Annotated in this window: 13 protein-coding genes; 9 read left to right on the forward strand and 4 right to left on the reverse strand. The window is 46.5% G+C overall.

Annotated features, from left to right (window positions below; all coding sequences use genetic code 11):
- Positions 1-15 precede the first annotated feature (15 nt).
- Positions 16-537: a GNAT family N-acetyltransferase gene (locus tag L0660_RS10740; RefSeq protein ID WP_235159466.1), complete on the forward strand. Its 522-nt coding sequence runs from the start codon at positions 16-18 to the stop codon at positions 535-537.
- Between the two features lie 40 nt (positions 538-577).
- Here the strand turns inward: L0660_RS10740 and L0660_RS10745 are convergent, their stop codons facing one another.
- Together L0660_RS10745 and L0660_RS10750 are read right to left on the reverse strand one after the other, a co-directional pair.
- Positions 578-1,831: an asparagine synthetase B gene (locus L0660_RS10745; RefSeq protein ID WP_235159467.1), complete on the reverse strand. Its 1,254-nt coding sequence runs from the start codon at positions 1,829-1,831 to the stop codon at positions 578-580.
- Positions 1,832-1,976: 145 nt separating this feature from the next.
- Complete coding sequence (locus L0660_RS10750; RefSeq protein WP_235159468.1) at positions 1,977-3,689, reverse strand: hypothetical protein; 1,713 nt, start codon at positions 3,687-3,689, stop codon at positions 1,977-1,979.
- A 275-nt stretch (positions 3,690-3,964) separates the two neighbouring features.
- Between L0660_RS10750 and L0660_RS10755 the strand changes: the two genes are divergently transcribed.
- Positions 3,965-5,422: a hypothetical protein gene (locus tag L0660_RS10755; protein ID WP_235159469.1), complete on the forward strand. Its 1,458-nt coding sequence runs from the start codon at positions 3,965-3,967 to the stop codon at positions 5,420-5,422.
- An 18-nt stretch (positions 5,423-5,440) separates the two neighbouring features.
- Here the strand turns inward: L0660_RS10755 and L0660_RS10760 are convergent, their stop codons facing one another.
- Both L0660_RS10760 and L0660_RS10765 read right to left on the reverse strand, forming a co-directional pair.
- Positions 5,441-7,045: an amidase gene (locus tag L0660_RS10760; RefSeq protein WP_235159470.1), complete on the reverse strand. Its 1,605-nt coding sequence runs from the start codon at positions 7,043-7,045 to the stop codon at positions 5,441-5,443.
- 53 nt (positions 7,046-7,098) lie between these two features.
- A complete protein-coding gene (locus tag L0660_RS10765; protein ID WP_233796993.1) occupies positions 7,099-7,245 on the reverse strand; it encodes a hypothetical protein in 147 nt (48 codons plus the stop codon).
- 224 nt (positions 7,246-7,469) lie between these two features.
- Here L0660_RS10765 and L0660_RS10770 point away from each other — a divergent pair, with 224 nt between their 5' ends.
- From L0660_RS10770 to L0660_RS10800, 7 genes are all read left to right on the forward strand, one after another.
- Positions 7,470-7,658 (forward strand): hypothetical protein, encoded by a 189-nt coding sequence (locus tag L0660_RS10770; protein WP_026631695.1) that lies wholly within the window; start codon positions 7,470-7,472, stop codon positions 7,656-7,658.
- 171 nt (positions 7,659-7,829) lie between these two features.
- Entirely contained in the window at positions 7,830-8,825 is a 996-nt protein-coding gene (locus L0660_RS10775) for an FAD:protein FMN transferase (RefSeq protein WP_235159471.1), read from the forward strand.
- 53 nt (positions 8,826-8,878) lie between these two features.
- The gene (gene pta, locus L0660_RS10780; protein WP_233796991.1) at positions 8,879-10,972 is read left to right on the forward strand and encodes a phosphate acetyltransferase; all 2,094 of its coding nucleotides are present in this window, start codon (positions 8,879-8,881) and stop codon (positions 10,970-10,972) included.
- The gene (locus tag L0660_RS10785) at positions 10,969-12,198 is read left to right on the forward strand and encodes an acetate/propionate family kinase (RefSeq protein ID WP_235159472.1); all 1,230 of its coding nucleotides are present in this window, start codon (positions 10,969-10,971) and stop codon (positions 12,196-12,198) included. The genes pta and L0660_RS10785 overlap by 4 nt, the downstream gene beginning before the upstream one ends.
- 157 nt (positions 12,199-12,355) lie before the next feature.
- Positions 12,356-12,967, forward strand: a complete 612-nt coding sequence (locus L0660_RS10790) for a TetR/AcrR family transcriptional regulator (protein ID WP_235159473.1) — start codon at positions 12,356-12,358, stop codon at positions 12,965-12,967.
- A 65-nt stretch (positions 12,968-13,032) separates the two neighbouring features.
- Positions 13,033-14,349, forward strand: coding sequence for a TolC family protein (locus tag L0660_RS10795; RefSeq protein WP_235159474.1), 1,317 nt, complete (start codon positions 13,033-13,035; stop codon positions 14,347-14,349).
- 39 nt (positions 14,350-14,388) lie between these two features.
- Complete coding sequence (locus L0660_RS10800) at positions 14,389-15,438, forward strand: efflux RND transporter periplasmic adaptor subunit (protein ID WP_235159475.1); 1,050 nt, start codon at positions 14,389-14,391, stop codon at positions 15,436-15,438.
- Positions 15,439-15,451: the final 13 nt, after the last annotated feature.

Here is a 15,451-nt window from a genome sequence, read left to right on the forward strand (position 1 = left end):
AACCCTGTACCAGCCATGGACGAAAAAGAGTATCCATCAAAAAAAGAGGGCCTTTTGAGCCAGGAGGAAACGAACTCGGCAATCAAAATCATAGATTACAATCCCGCCCATGCAAAGGCATTTTACGATTTGAATTATGCATGGATATCAGAAGCATATGAAGTGGAGCCGGAGGATGAAAAAGTCCTTGACGATCCCGAAAACTATTATTTGAAAGACGGTGGTGCCATACTAATAGCGCTTTACCAAAACGAAGTTGCCGGGACATGCGCATTGAAACAAGGCGAGCCGGGCACGTTGGAAATGAGTAAAATGACTGTTTCGAAAGAAATGCGAGGCAAAAAAATCGGAGATCTGCTGGGTAATGCGATCATTGAAAAAGCGCGCGATTTAGGAGCGCAAAAAATCATTCTTTATTCCAACAAAAAAGGCTCAGCAGCAGGCATTAATCTTTACAGGAAGCTGGGTTTTGTTGAAGTGCCGCTAACCGGTCACAACTTTAAGCGCGCAGATATCAAAATGGAATTGGCGTTGTAGCAAGTCAATTTGATCCTGTTAATACCGGGATTATCAGGTCTCAGGTTTTTCGCTTCTTCTTCCGTGCCGACGGGAACAATACATTGTTTAATATCAATCGGTAACCTGGCGAATTGGGATAAAGATTCAGGTCCGTGGGCATTCTGCGACCGCCTCCGCCGCGTCCTTCGGGATCGTGACCACCATAGAATGTCCATTGTCCACGGCCGAGTTCGCCATAGATGTAGCGATCCGAAGAAGCTGCTGTTCCCATCACGAGTACGCTCGGTTTGACGGTTTTTTTTGAGAATGCAAAAGTCTGACCCATAAATTCCCTGATAAGATGTTCATGATTCTGAACAAGCATGGCCGGTATTACGTCCCATTTGGCAGAAAAATCAAATAACGAAAAATAGGCTCCTTCTTCGCCCCAGCTGCGAAAACCTCCTGCGGAGGAATTGATGTCGGAAAATGTCATCCCTTCATATTCATCCAGCGCCAGTTTGAAATTCTGGAATGCGAATGTTTTTTCAAAATCGAGCCTGGACTGTGCGTCAGGATCGACGCCGTCGCCATCCATATTGTCGACAATATCAATGCCCTCGGCTGCTAATGCAATGTCGAAAGTCTCTGCGCCTGAGCACATGGCAAACAGGAACCCGCCGCCTGCACAGAATTCCTTTATCGCTTTTGCAACGGCCAGCTTCATTTGCGGCACTTTGGCAAAACCAAACCGGCTCGCGATGGCTTCCTGCGCTTTCACATCTGCGGGAGTGGTCCGTCGCAGACTTTTGCCAAACTGCCCTGTGAAATCTTCGTGATGCAAATGCAGCCAGTCGTATTTCGGCAGGTCGCCTTTCAGGATTTCTTCATCGTAAATGACTTCAAAAGGAATCTCGGCATATTTCAAAACCAGTAAAACAGCATCCGTATTCTCGAACTCAGACGGGCTGATTTTAATCGGTGAATAAACGGCGATTTTAGCGGCCTTATGCAGCTTGATCAGATCCATATTCACGTTCGGATCACTGATCTGGCTCACAATCTGCGCGCTGGCGGATTCGGATAGCACTTCATAGGAAACAGCGCGGAGCTTGCATTCATTCTCAATGGACTTGCTGTAAGCCACTTTGAAACCCCCGCCCCGGTAGTTAAGCAGCCAGTCAACGTCAATTTCCCCGTTCAGCAACATGTACGCGAGGCCATAAGCCTTCAAGTGATTTGTCTGCGTGTGATCCATCGGGATCAGGATCTGATTCGCAAGGGTGTTTTGCGAGACGAGCACCAAAATGAGTATTATAAACCTCTTCAGCATAACGTGACAGGTTAAATTTCCAGCGCCAGAAAACAGGGGAGGGTAAAATCAAATTTAACGAATAATCACGATATTAAATACTTGCCAGTAAGTGAATTAGTTTTTTTTTCTTAGAACAAAATTCGGTTTTAAATGGAAGAAGGTGTTACGAAAAGCGGATGATATGTTTGAAAGGTGTAAAGCCGGTCAGGAACACAGTGGGCGCTTCCACGAGTGGGAGCGCGCCGCGTAAGGCAATGTTTTTGTGCAAGCCAATTCCCGGTCCAAAAGAAATGGTGTCACCATTCAAGCTATAACTCCCGGTCCCTTCTTTCAGCAGCCACGAATCTTTGGCTTTTTCAATCTGGGTAAGCCCGGTGAATGTTCCGCCCGGCCTGAAAATAAGTTCAAGAGCCAACGGGACGCGTTCAGTGCCGGAGGTTTGGATCTCGATCTGCATGCCATTATCCGTTTCGCTGATCAGGATTTTTGTTTCCAGGGTCTGCACTTCACTAACAGGCCGGAAGAGGCGCGGCATTTTCTCCCAGTCTCCGTCTTTGGCAATAAAATCTTTGGGATAGGGTTGGTAATAAGGTCCTTCCAATGTCTGAATAAGTTCCCAGGTTTTTCCATGCTCATCAATTTGCTCCGACTGAAACTGACCTTTGCCAAAAAACGAAGAGGCCAGTCGCACGCCCTGCAAAACCGCATTTCCTTTCATGAATGTAAACCAGGTAGGGTTGTTGGCGATCAATGTGCTGTCCCAGTTTCCCCGGCGGATGCGGACGAGGCCCGAATTTGGGAAAGTTTTGACATAGTTAACCGGCAGCGGCTTGGGAGCGGGCAAGTCTTTCCATAATGTCTGGTCGGCGAGGTAATAGTCCAGGAAACCGCCGATTTTAAGGCCGGCCGTCTTTTCAATCATCTGGCACATTGCTGCATAACCACCGTTTTGATCCTTCAAAGCCAGATAGCGATAAGGATAATAATAGTTTTCCAATGTCCCTATTAATGCCTTATCCTGCCGACCTGACGCATCGGTAACGATTTCGCCATTCGGATGAACGTAAAACATCGTCATATCCAGGTTCTTCCGTACGTTGTCCAACAGTTCCGGTTTGTTGAAGCCATTCGCAATCGTGATAAGCAGCCGATCGGTCAGTGAGGAATAAATAAAAGTGCTTTTTTCATTGTATTGCCCATCCTGATCCATATCAATGTGTTCACCGAGCCATTCTTCCGCCCTGGCCACATACTTGGGATCGGGCCAGAGCGAGTTGAGCCTGGCCAGCGCCGCACACACCACCCATCTGTGATTGGGCGTGTGGATCCCACCGACCGACAATGCGTTTCCGCCGCGAATCAGGAAGGTTTTAAGGTTTGCTAGCATTTTTTTAGAACCTTTCGTCCCTGATTTCTGAATGAGCGTATATGCGGTTGCGAGGCGCTTCACGAGAAATCCTGTATCCGGCGTCGAATGAAAATTGGTGGAAAGCAAATCAATGGTTCCATCCGCATGCTGCGTTTTGACAAGATATAATGCTGCCAGGTCCATATCAGCCAGTAATTCCGGCGATTGAAAAAAGCGGGAGTTCGAAGACGAGATTGCATTGCCGCCTGCCTGGATCAGTGCGGATGTGGTGTGTGGATTAACAACGTCAAAAGCGTCCATCAGGCCACCATATGCGGGGTTTGCAGCATCCTTAATCTGCAATTTTCTGATCGCCTCTACACCGATATCATTTTGTTTTACCAGCGTATCCAACCATTCCGGCATTTTTTGTATCTTCTTGGTTACAGTGCTGAATGCGAGCGCTGAGGTGATGGGTAATGTGCAGATTCCAGCAGCCGCCCCTTTTACAAATATTCTTCTGTTCATTGTAGGATATGGTTCTTATGCCTTCAAAAGGAGCGGAAACGAAGGGGTTACTTGCTGATAGAACTTATACTACATTATTTCCATTATTTGTGCCGGATGCATTGGATTTGAATAAAAATTAGAACAAATTTGATCCCGATTTTACAACTAGTAAGAATGTTTTGTTTGCCGTTTGCTAACTGCGTTTTCAAAAGCCCGAAGTTTTCGAGAGCTTTAATATGCCTTTTTGGCCTTCTCCACACCATCTTTTACATTTTGTTTGCCGGAAATTTCAAATGAAAACAACGCTACTACGCAATTTAAGTTTGGGCTACCTTCTTTTGCCTAACCTGATTTTTTCGCTGGGATGGTTTCGGTTGCCTTTGTCCGTTATGCTTGCGCTGGCGATCATCTGCATTTTCGTTTACAATTATCGCCTCGAAAAAAACAATCTGGCCGAACTCAGCAGCAAGCAGCTGGTTCAGATATCCGTTATTTCCTTGCTCATTATTGCATTCTCAGGGATAGGGGGATTTTGCTTCCAGGCATTTGATTACTGGGCACATAATTCAAAATACTACACGCTCTTCAATCATTCCTGGCCGGTTTTATTTAAGGCAAATGGCCGTTATGCTTGTCATTATTTCGGCTTTTTCCTGGTTCCCGCGCTGATCTCCAAAATGCTGGGCGAATTATCTGGAATAGCGCTTTATCTGTGGGCTTCTCTGGGCCTGTTTCTCGGGTTTTGCTGGATATTCATTTTTACGGGAAAAAGTTATCTGTCGCTCGTGCTGTTCCTTTCGCTGGGAGGCATAGGGCATTTAGTGAAAGTGGTTACTTTGAGGTTAATAGGTCTCAATTATCACGTGCCCCCGTTTTTCACAGAAATCTGGCCCGTGCTTTATCAGGCGCAATGGGCGCCTAACCAGCTAATCCCGATCATCATTGTTTCGTCCATTCTCTTCCATGATTATGTGTATTTGAAAAAGCCCGAACGCAGCTTCCTGGCGGTGATCGCCATTTTTATCTGGGGGATTTTCCCTTCGATCGTTTTTGTGATCATTTTCTCAATGCTTATCCTGCTGCGTTATGGCAGGGATATCAAAGCATTTTTCCAACGTCAGGTGCTGATTGACATTCTGGTTCCCGGCCTGATCTTCATCCCGACTTTCTTCTATTTCTTGTCTGGTAAAAGTTCGGTGATCGCAGGTTTTATATGGCAGTTCAACCCTTTGAACGAGATCGCATTTCACTATTTCTTCGGTGTGGTCATTGATCTGGGCGTGCTGATCGGCATTGTGTTCATCCTGAACCTTCATAAAAACATTAACCGGGACATCATAGTAGCATTGTTTATGCTCCTTATCCTGATTTCGCTGGTGAGAATGGGTAAATGGAACGACTGGTTCCTGAGAGGAAATACACCGGTTTTGACTTTACTTTCGCTTTTTATCCTGCAAGGTTTTTCCACCTGGATCAAAGAGCATCCGCATTGGTACAAGCAAAAAGTGGCCTATCCTTTAATGATATTTCTTTTGCTGGGCCTCGTGGTCCCTATGTCGCAGATCCGGCGTGCCTTGCAGGAGAATGTGGTTACGTCCATGCTTTTCCCGGACAAGGTGAAATTTACTCCTTATCCTTACAATCAGTTTGAAGATTTTTATGAGCTGGGCCTGAGCATTTATTCCCAGCAGGAAGCCAATCAGTTTTTAGGCCAGAAAGGGTCTATCTACGAATTGTATTTAGCACGGTAACATAAACCTTCTCATATCTCAGCCCCCGAGTGTTTTCAAAAACTTGGGGGCAATTCTGTTTTTAGAGGCCTGCTCGTACGCATAGGCCATGCGGATCAGGTCCGCTTCTCCATAAGCTTTTCCCAGAAACGAGATCCCGATCGGAAGCTCGTCCACTGAACCCATAGGAACGGTCACAGAAGGAAATCCCGAGATAGCAGCAGGTCCATAGCCGCCGTATCCCGTCCAGAAATCACCATTTACCAGATCATTACACCAGGCCGGGCCAGTCGCCGGGCCACATAAGGCATCCAGTTTTTCGGATTCGAAAAGCCGGTTTAATTCCACTCTTACATTCAATATTTTCTGGCGGGCATCCTGATATTCTTTTGATTCCAGATCACCTCTCGTTTGGGAAATTTCAAGTAATTCCTGCTGAAAATAGGGCATTGCTTTCTCTGCATTTGCTTTGTTGAATGCAATGAGCGCTTCGAGCGACTTTATCTTCGCATTGGATTTAGAAAGATATTTATTTAGTCCATCCTTGAATTCGTATTGCAACAATATAGATTCAGCCCCATCCGTACTTTGGGCCTTCATATAATCGACCTCCACAATCACGGCGCCTTTCTGTTTCATCTGGTCCAACGCTTTTTTCAAAAGGGCATCTACATCTTCGTGCTGCTTCAAAAATCCCTTTTCGATTCCAATGCGCTTGCCTTTCAAGCCATTGGCATCAAGCGATGAGGAGAAGTCTTTAAAAAGCGCATAATCCACGCGGGTATCTGCCGGCTCGGCCTGATCGGCACCGACCATTGCTCCGAGCAGCATAGCCGCATCGGCAACAGTCCGGCCGAGTGGTCCGGCGGTGTCCTGCGTTGCTGATATCGGGATAATGCCCGTCTGGCTCACGAGCCCCACAGTCGGTTTGATGCCTACAACGCCGTTCATGGCTGCCGGGCAGGCGATGGAGCCATTGGTTTCCGTGCCCACAGCTACTGCGCAGAGGTTAGCAGCCACCGCCGCTCCTGATCCTGAACTCGACCCGCAGGGCGAACGGTCCAGGATGTATGGATTTTTGGTTTGACCGCCGCGGCTGCTCCATCCGCTCGTCGAACGTGTAGAGCGAAAATTGGCCCACTCGCTCATATTGGTCTTTCCAAGGATCACGGCGCCCGCCTCACGCATTTTCTGCACGACAAATGCGTCCGATGATGCAATGTTACCGGCTAGCGCAATGGAGCCCGCCGTTGTCTGCATTTTGTCCTTTGTATCAATGTTGTCTTTGATTAAAACAGGGATTCCGTGCATAGGGCCTCGCACATTTCCTTTTTTCCTCTCCGCGTCCATTGCGTCTGCAATCGCAAGCGCATCGGGATTCACCTCGATCACCGCATTGATTTTCGGGCCGTTACGGTCCAGTAATTCGATTTGATCCAGGTAACTTTTTGTGATGGAGCGGGATGTTAATGTTCCTTTTTTCATTCCATCCTGCATTTGTGCCACTGTCATTTCTGATAATTGAAATGAATCCTGATCCTGTGGCTCCCTATTGCTCGTCTCGGAATTACATTTAAAAAGAGGAAATGCAGCCAGGGTAATTCCTGCCGCAGATGTGAGGCGCACAAAGTTTCTTCGTTTCATAGGAGCATTCGTCGTCAGTAGATTGCAATATAAAAAGTCCTTGAAGCATTCGTTTAGCTGCGCGGAATTTTTTCAGACAACTGCTTCCATATCCAGAAGATCAGCCAGGCGGGGGACAAAATGACAACAGTAATAATGGTCGCAATCGCGAGGATCGCTGCGAACAGGATCTTGAAAAACAGGACGAGAAATTTTGCCATGTTGCGTTATAGGTGTGTATGTTGTAGAATAAATTATTCTTATACTTTCTTGCGCCTCGAATGTGTTTGACAAGCATTGTAAAAATTGCCTTGTTACCATAGTCAAAACTGCCTAAAAGCCCTTAAATGTTTAAATTTATAAGAAAATTATCATATAAAATTAGGCTGGCATGGTTATTTATTTAATTTTGTCATTGAAAAATATCACATAAACAGTAACGGCTATGAACTTCATCACCAACATCATATATTACTCAGGTAAGCTTCTGTTCGCGACGATCTTATTTGTTGCGATGATCATTTCAACCATCATTTCCCTGCCATTTATTGGCGCTGGGATGATTAAGGACGCGATTGACTCTCATCCGCACCAGCATGCAGACAGGAATCACATGGCGGATTACTTTGGATAATAGCATATTGAACTAATTAATAGCCCAAAGGGGTGCGGATTCAGATCTGCACCCCTTTTTTTATGGTGTAAGCGGGAAGGCAATATGGCAACATTCGGCCGTAAAAAGCAGTTATTATCTCAAATCGAATACTTTTGAGCATTCAAAATACAGCTTATCATATCAAAGTAAATGGCAGTAAAGTTTTCAGATAACAAATACAAATGGGCGATCGCTTTGGCATTGAGTACAATAGCCAGCTTTTGTAGTGCCCAGGAAAGCCGGTATAGTTTCGAAAAAGGCATGATGGGATCTCCTTTCAAGTTGGTTTTTTATGCAAAAAACGACTCCATAGCCAATGTCGCAGCACAGGCAGCATTCAAACGCATAGAAAAACTGAATGAACTACTAAGCGATTATCGCGACGGAAGCGAAATAAACTTGCTCTCGGCGCAGTCAGGCAGCGGTAAATGGGTCCAGGTGAGCGACGAACTGTTCAACATTCTCGCCATCAGCCAGGATATCAGCGAAAAAACAGACGGTGCTTTCGACGCGACATTGGGGCCAGTGGTTCAAATGTGGCGCCATGCAACTCGGAAAGGAATTTTCCCCGCCGATTCTGCTATCAGGGACGCCATGTCCAGAACGGGTTATAAGAAATTAAAACTCGACGCAAAGCGCAAAAAAGTGCTTTTAACACAAAAAGGCATGCGGCTGGACATTGGCGGGTTAGGCAAAGGGTTTGCAGCCGAGGAAGCGGTGAAAGTCCTGAGAAGCTTTGGTATCAAGTCCATCATGATGGATGCGGGGGGTAAAATAGTCCTCACCAATCCGCCGCCAGGAACAAAAGGATGGAACATTACCATTTCAAATGGCAGCGATTCCCTCAAAACAATGCCTTTGTCCCATGTCGCGCTGGCGACGTCCGGCCCGACATATCGCTATATGGAATACAACGGAATCAGGTATTCGCACATTGTGGATCCGAAAACGGGCATAGGGCTGCTGTTTCACGTGCGTACCACGGTAATTTCACCGGACGGAACGGTGGCGGATGCACTCGCAACGGCATTCAGTGTTGCGGGAATAGAAAAAAGCAAACAAATGATAAAGCAGTTTCCGGAAAGCAGGGTTTGGCTGGTGGAGAAGCAGGAGGAGCAAGTGGCGGAATGGAACACCTTGGAATAATTTTTTAGCTTTTGCCCAAAGCACAGCTCTTATCGCTTTTTCCGCTACACCTTATGACAAAGACCATTTTTATCGCTTCCGCCGAGCCTTATGCAGGGAAGTCAGTGATTGCATTGGGCCTGGTGAATATGCTTTTGTCCAAAACGCAAAAGATCGGTTTTTTTAAACCCATTATTTCCCAGCAGGAGCCGGGGCGAAAAGACAAGCACATTGAAGCCATTATCAACCATTTTTCGCTTCCTATTCCTTACGAGGATACATTTGCATTCACCCGTCAGGAAGTTTTGCAGCATCCCGAATCGGAAAACTGGGGTGAAATGATCAACACGATCATCAGCAAGTTCAAAAAGCTGGAAGAGGATTATGATTTCACGGTCATTGAAGGAAGCGATTTTTTAGGCGAAGGGATTGCTTTTGAATTTGAATCCAACGCGGCCATTGCCAAGAATCTGGGCGCACCTGTGCTCACGATCATTAATGGTGAAAATAAATCCACCGCGCAGATCATCAACTCGGCGCTGAATGTGCTCCGGAATTTCGAATCGCGTGAAGTGCAGGTGCTGGGCATTGTGGCCAACCGCGTGAAGGCCGAGCAGGTGGAAGATGTGCGTGAGTTGCTTCGGATGCAATTGCCAGCGGACATTATGCTCACCGTCATTCCCTGGGAAAAGGCGCTGCAAAGTCCGACCATGCGCGAGATCACGGATGCGCTGGATGCCAAAGTTTTATTCGGCGAACATTTGCTTTCCAGCCAGGTTGATAATTACGTGACGGGCGCAATGATGCTGCCCAATTTTTTAAACCATATAAAAGAAAATGTCCTGATCATTACGCCGGGGGACCGGGGTGACATTGTGATAGGTGCCTTGCAGGCGAATCTTTCTACCAATTATCCCAAAGTTGCAGGCATTGTCCTGACGGCCGGCACTGTTCCGGAAGAGCCTGTTATGCGGCTGATCGAAGGTTTGCAGACCCAGATTCCGATCATAGCAGTGCAGCAAGGAACATTCGGCACGACTACGGCCATAGGCGCGATCCATTCGCGGATCACTGCGGATAACACCAAGAAGATAGAGCTGGCTATCGACACTTTTGAAAAATATGTGGATATGAAGGTGCTGGACGACAAGATCATCACATTCCAGCCCGAAGGAATCACACCACACATGTTTCAGTATCAGTTGGTTAAATGGGCCAAAAGTCAGAAAAAACACATTGTGCTGCCGGAAGGAAACGACGACCGGATTTTACGCGCTGCAGCAAGGTTAATCAGCCAGAATGTGGTTGATCTGACGATTCTTGGTGATCCGAATGAAGTTGCGGCTTCTATCAAAAGGCTAGGCATTGATCTGGACCTGAATGTGGTCAAAATCGTGAACCCGGCTAACTCGGAAAATTATGAAGATTACGTGCAGACACTTTATGAGCTGCGTAAGAATAAAAATGTGAACGAGGAAATGGCGCGCGACCTGATGACCGACGTCTCTTACTTCGGGACTATGATGGTTTACAAAGGTCATGCAGACGGAATGGTGTCGGGTGCGGTGCATACGACGCAGCACACGATCCGGCCGGCATTGCAGTTTATCAAAACAAAACCGGGCGTTTCCATCGTCTCGTCTATTTTCTTCATGTGCCTGCCCGACCGCGTAGCGATCTTTGGCGACTGCGCCGTTAACCCGAATCCAACGGCATCGCAGCTGGCAGACATTGCCATTTCTTCCGCAGAAAGCAGTGCCAGGTTTGGCATTGAGCCGCGGATCGCCATGTTGTCTTACTCGTCGGGAACGTCGGGAGAAGGGGAGGACGTGGAAAGGGTGCGGGAAGCGACAGCCATCGTGAAGCAGCGCGCGCCGCAGCTGAAAGTCGAAGGGCCGATCCAGTATGACGCTGCGGTGGACCCGATTGTGGGCAATCAGAAATTATCTAATTCCGAAGTGGCGGGAAAAGCCAGCGTGCTGATTTTCCCGGATTTGAACACCGGAAACAACACCTACAAGGCCGTTCAGCGTGAAACGGGCGCATTGGCGATCGGGCCGATGTTGCAGGGATTGAACAAGCCCATCAATGATCTGAGCCGCGGCTGCACCGTGGACGATATTTTCAACACCGTGGTAATCACCGCCATTCAATGTCAGCAAGAATGAACATTCTCATCATCAATTCGGGCAGTAGCTCGCTAAAATACCAGTTTTTCAAAATGCCCGATCAGCAACCGCTCAGTGCAGGGGTTGTGGAGCGGATTGGAAAAGAAAACTGCTTTATCCGGCATAAGGTGCAGAAAGACGGCGTTGAGAAGCTGACCGAAAGCACATTCTTCATAAAAGATCACGCGGAAGGCCTTCAAAAAGTCGTGCAGCTGCTCACTGATTTCGAAACCGGGATCATTGAAAACATAAATGAAATAGAAGTGGTCGGACACCGCGTGGTACATGGCGGGGAGGATTTTACAACTGCTGTAATGGTGACGGATGAGGTGAAGGAAAAGATCCGTTCCTTATTCTCGCTCGCGCCGCTGCATAATCCGGTGAATTACAAATGCATCGAAATTGCGGAAAAAACATTTCCTAATGCAAAGCAGGTCGCCGTTTTCGACACCGCATTTCACCAATCCATGCCTGAATATGCCTTTCGTTACGCCATTCCCGAGAAATATTACGCTGAGATGCGCATCCGCGCTTACGGATTTCATGGCACAAGCCACAAATATGTGAGTGCTGCAGCGATGGCGTGGATGGGCAAGCCGGATGCCAAGATTATCAGCATTCACTTGGGAAATGGTTGCAGCATTACGGCCGTGGATAGCGGCAAGTCGCTGGATACGAGCATGGGTTTCGGGCCTTTGAGCGGATTGATCATGGGAACAAGGTCGGGCGACATTGATCCTTCCGTAATCCTGCATTTGCTAAGGCAGGAACGCAGGACGCCGGACGAAATGGATATTTTATTAAACAAACAATCCGGAATGCTCGGGCTCACGGGCCATAGCGACATGCGCGATGTGCGGAAACTGCTGGAAATGGGCAATTATGATGCGGAACTCGCCTCGGATATGTATGCCTATCGGATTAAAAAATACATTGGTTCCTATGCCGCCACATTGAACGGTCTCGACGCAGTCATCTTTACAGCCGGCGTAGGCGAGAATGATCCGCAGATGCGGGAGCGTGTTTGCAGGGATATGGAATTTTTGGGATTAAAAATCGATCAGGATGCAAATCGCATCAAATCATCCGAGATTAAGGAAATAAGTTCGGCAGAGTCGCGGGTGAAAATCCTGGTTGTGCCTACAAATGAGGAGTTTGAGATTGCCCGGCAAAGTTTTGAGCTGTTGAGCGAAGAGCCGCCTTGTGAACAGGTGGAATTGTATTAATCAGATAAATATTAGTTTTAAATTATAGTTTTAAATGGTTGTTTAAATTATTTATTTAAAACAGTTGTGAGAGGGAATTTTTTTGCAGACCTTTGGTTTGTATTAATACATTGTGCGGTTTAGAATAACCTGACAGAAACTTAAATAAGACAAGCAAGTGAAGTGCATAGGAGAAAAAAGCGAGGACAAGATTAAGGAGGCGGCAAGAAGGGTTTTTCTTAAAAAAGGTTTCGATGGAACGACGTCGAGAGACATTGCCCGCGAAGCTGATATGAACATTGCATTGACGAATTATTATTTCAGAAGTAAGGAAAAGCTGTTTCTTGAGATTTTCAGTGAAGTACTGGATATGTATTTTAACAGCACGCTCGAAATTCTCAATAAGAGGATTGACATTAAGAGCAAGATTTCGGAGATGATCGAAAACGATTTCGATATGATGAAAAATGAGCCTGATATGGTGATTTTTATCATGAATGAAATTCACAAGGAACCAGACCGCTTGTTCTCTGGCATGTCGGTTTTCAAAAAATTACAGGAATCCTATTTTACAACCCAGCTGGAAGAGGGCATTGCGAATGGAACGATCCGGGAGCTCAGACTCGAAAACTTGCTGCCGCTGATCAAATGCTCTGTTGAATTTATTTTCCTGGGAAAACCCATTCACAAGAAGCTTTACAATATGACGGATGAAGATTTTGAAAAGTTTGCAGAAACTCAGAAAAACCACATCAAGGAAATGATTTGCAATTATTTGGTAATCAGTTAATCTAAATTTTTTTTGCCCTCCGTTTAAACAAACATTTAAAATAAACATTTACTTGAAAATTAGCCATGAAATTAAAATTTCATATCGCAGCCCTATTGTCTTTTGTGGCGATAGGCAGCACAAAAGCGCAGGAATATTCGCTGCCGCAACTCTTAGAATTAGCCATGAAAAATGATTTTTCCATTCAGTCGGCGCAGCTGGAAGAACGGAAAACAAACGCAAAAATTGACGAGGTGAAATCTGCTTTGCTGCCTAATGTCGCGGTTTCCGGAGATTACAGACGTTATTTCAAAATCCCTGGACAGGTGGTGCCTGCAAGCGCATTCGGCGGGCCAGAAGGACAGTATAGCACATTGGCGTTCGGGTTGCCTTACAATTTGTCAACGACAGCGCAAGTGACTCAGAATCTGTACAATCCGTCTGTAAAATATGCATTGAAGGCAGCTAATCTCAATCGCGAGCTGACTTCATTAAGCACGGTGAAAACCAAAGAAGATGTGGCTTACAATGTTACGGACGCCTATTACAATCTCGTTACGGTGGTGCAGCAAATGGCTTTTTTAGATAGCAACCTCATTTCGCTGGACCGCATGCACAAAGTTTCAGACCTCCTTTATCAGAATAAGTTAGGCCAGCGCGTGGATGTTGACCGGATTTTAATCAACAAAACTACAACAGAAACGCAGCTGGCCACTTTGAAAGACAATTACAGCCAGCTCGTTAATCTTCTCAAATATTACAGCGGCACGCCACAGACCGACTCGTTGCGTATAGCAATTAACGTTAGCGATGTTTCGCTGCCTGCACAAGCGCAGGATGCTGAATTAAGGCGCACGGATGTGGCATTATTGAATAAGCAACGTGATCTGAATGAGTTGCAGGACAAGAACATTAAGTCCGGATTTATCCCCACTGTGAATGCCTACGGAGTCGCTAATATGGCGTTCTATGCCAAAGGGGGCGAGAATTCAACGTTTCAGGATGTGCCTGGTTACTGGGCTGGTTTGCAGCTAAACTGGAATGTATTCGACGGAATGGCCCGACGCGCCAAACGCACTCAGAATCAGATTGATAATGACAAATTGAATGTGCAGTTGAGGCAAGTGAAAGAGTCCATCGCCATGGAAGAAGCCAATGCGCGCAACAAATTCGCCGTAGAACAAAGGAACATTAATGCTAAGAAAGACCAGGTGGCGCTGGCATCCAGGGTTTACAAACAGATCCAGCTGCAATTCAAAGAAGGAACGGTTTCGCTGACAGATGTAATTCAAGCTGAAAACAGCAACCTGGACGCGCAAAGCAATTATCTCACATCGCTTGTCCAACTGCTGAAAGCTGAGCTGGAATGGAAAAAAGCGACCGGCTCACTCATTCAAAAATAACACTCAACTACTACTGTACTAAACATTAACATCAAGATTATGAAACGTTTACTTATATTTTTAGCCGTGATTGCAGGCATAGGACTTACTGCGGCAAAATTGCTGGACAACAAAGAAAAAACAGCACAGAAAGTTTACATACCCGATACAGATCCCAAAGTAGGTGTGAAAGTTGCCGTCGCAGAAATACGGCGATTATCACAGGAAGCATCCTTTTTGGGATCTTTTACTCCCAATCGCAAAGTAGAGATCCGTCCGCAGGCAGGCGGCGAAATCGTTCGTCTGAACTTTGAAGAAGGACAATTCGTAAAGGCCGGACAACTGATCGCCAAGCTGGACGACGAGCAGTTGCGTTACCAGATCGAGGCCGCGCAGGTTACATTGGAAGGTTATCAGAATGATTTGAAACGTTACGAAGTGCTCGTCAAAGGCGACGCGGTTCCTGCGGTAAACCTGGAAAGAACGCAACTGAGCATTCGCAGCACCGAAGCGCAGATCAAGCAATTGAAAAAACAGGTCGCCAACACCAGCATTATCGCTCCTTTCTCGGGCATTGTAACGGCCAAAATGGTTGAAAAAGGTTCCGTAGTGAGCATAGGAACGCCTATGGCCGAGATTACAGACATTTCCCTGCTGAAATTGGTGGTGAATATTCCTGAAAAATCGGTAAATGAGTTTCGCAATGGCAAAACGATCGGCATTAAAACGGATGTTTATCCTGACGCAGATTTCAAAGGGAAAGTGACCATGGTAAGCGCAGAAGGCGATGATGCGCACAATTATCCGGTAGAGATCACGGTTCAGAATTCACAGAAAAATCCATTGAAAGCAGGCATGTATGGCTCCATCGCCAACACTGGCGAAGTGAAAGGCGAGGCATTGGCCGTGCCACGCCAGGCAATTACGGGTTCAGCGAAACAGCCACAGGTTTACGTGGTTGAAAACGGCAAAGCAAACCTGCGCGACGTAGCCATCGGCGCCACGACCAACGAATTTTATGAAATCACAAAAGGACTGAAAGCGGGCGACAAAGTCGTGACCAGCGGACAGATTAACCTGCAAAACGGAACTTCTGTTGTTGCACAATAACACTCATTAGCCA

The sequence above is a fragment of the Dyadobacter sp. CY351 genome (assembly GCF_021502625.1).
GTDB lineage: Bacteria > Bacteroidota > Bacteroidia > Cytophagales > Spirosomataceae > Dyadobacter > Dyadobacter chenhuakuii.

What these genes read in the sequence shown, in the direction of transcription:
- L0660_RS10785 (WP_235159472.1), top strand. Translation starts at nt 10,969, where the DNA reads ATGAACATTCTCATCATCAATTCGGGCAGTAGCTCGCTAAAATACCAG.
- L0660_RS10740 (WP_235159466.1), top strand. Translation starts at nt 16, where the DNA reads ATGGACGAAAAAGAGTATCCATCAAAAAAAGAGGGCCTTTTGAGCCAG.
- L0660_RS10800 (WP_235159475.1), top strand. Translation starts at nt 14,389, where the DNA reads ATGAAACGTTTACTTATATTTTTAGCCGTGATTGCAGGCATAGGACTT.
- L0660_RS10750 (WP_235159468.1), bottom strand. Translation starts at nt 3,689, where the DNA reads ATGAACAGAAGAATATTTGTAAAAGGGGCGGCTGCTGGAATCTGCACA.
- pta (WP_233796991.1), top strand. Translation starts at nt 8,879, where the DNA reads ATGACAAAGACCATTTTTATCGCTTCCGCCGAGCCTTATGCAGGGAAG.
- L0660_RS10745 (WP_235159467.1), bottom strand. Translation starts at nt 1,831, where the DNA reads ATGCTGAAGAGGTTTATAATACTCATTTTGGTGCTCGTCTCGCAAAAC.
- L0660_RS10795 (WP_235159474.1), top strand. Translation starts at nt 13,033, where the DNA reads ATGAAATTAAAATTTCATATCGCAGCCCTATTGTCTTTTGTGGCGATA.
- L0660_RS10775 (WP_235159471.1), top strand. Translation starts at nt 7,830, where the DNA reads ATGGCAGTAAAGTTTTCAGATAACAAATACAAATGGGCGATCGCTTTG.
- L0660_RS10760 (WP_235159470.1), bottom strand. Translation starts at nt 7,045, where the DNA reads ATGAAACGAAGAAACTTTGTGCGCCTCACATCTGCGGCAGGAATTACC.
- L0660_RS10765 (WP_233796993.1), bottom strand. Translation starts at nt 7,245, where the DNA reads ATGGCAAAATTTCTCGTCCTGTTTTTCAAGATCCTGTTCGCAGCGATC.
- L0660_RS10770 (WP_026631695.1), top strand. Translation starts at nt 7,470, where the DNA reads ATGAACTTCATCACCAACATCATATATTACTCAGGTAAGCTTCTGTTC.
- L0660_RS10755 (WP_235159469.1), top strand. Translation starts at nt 3,965, where the DNA reads ATGAAAACAACGCTACTACGCAATTTAAGTTTGGGCTACCTTCTTTTG.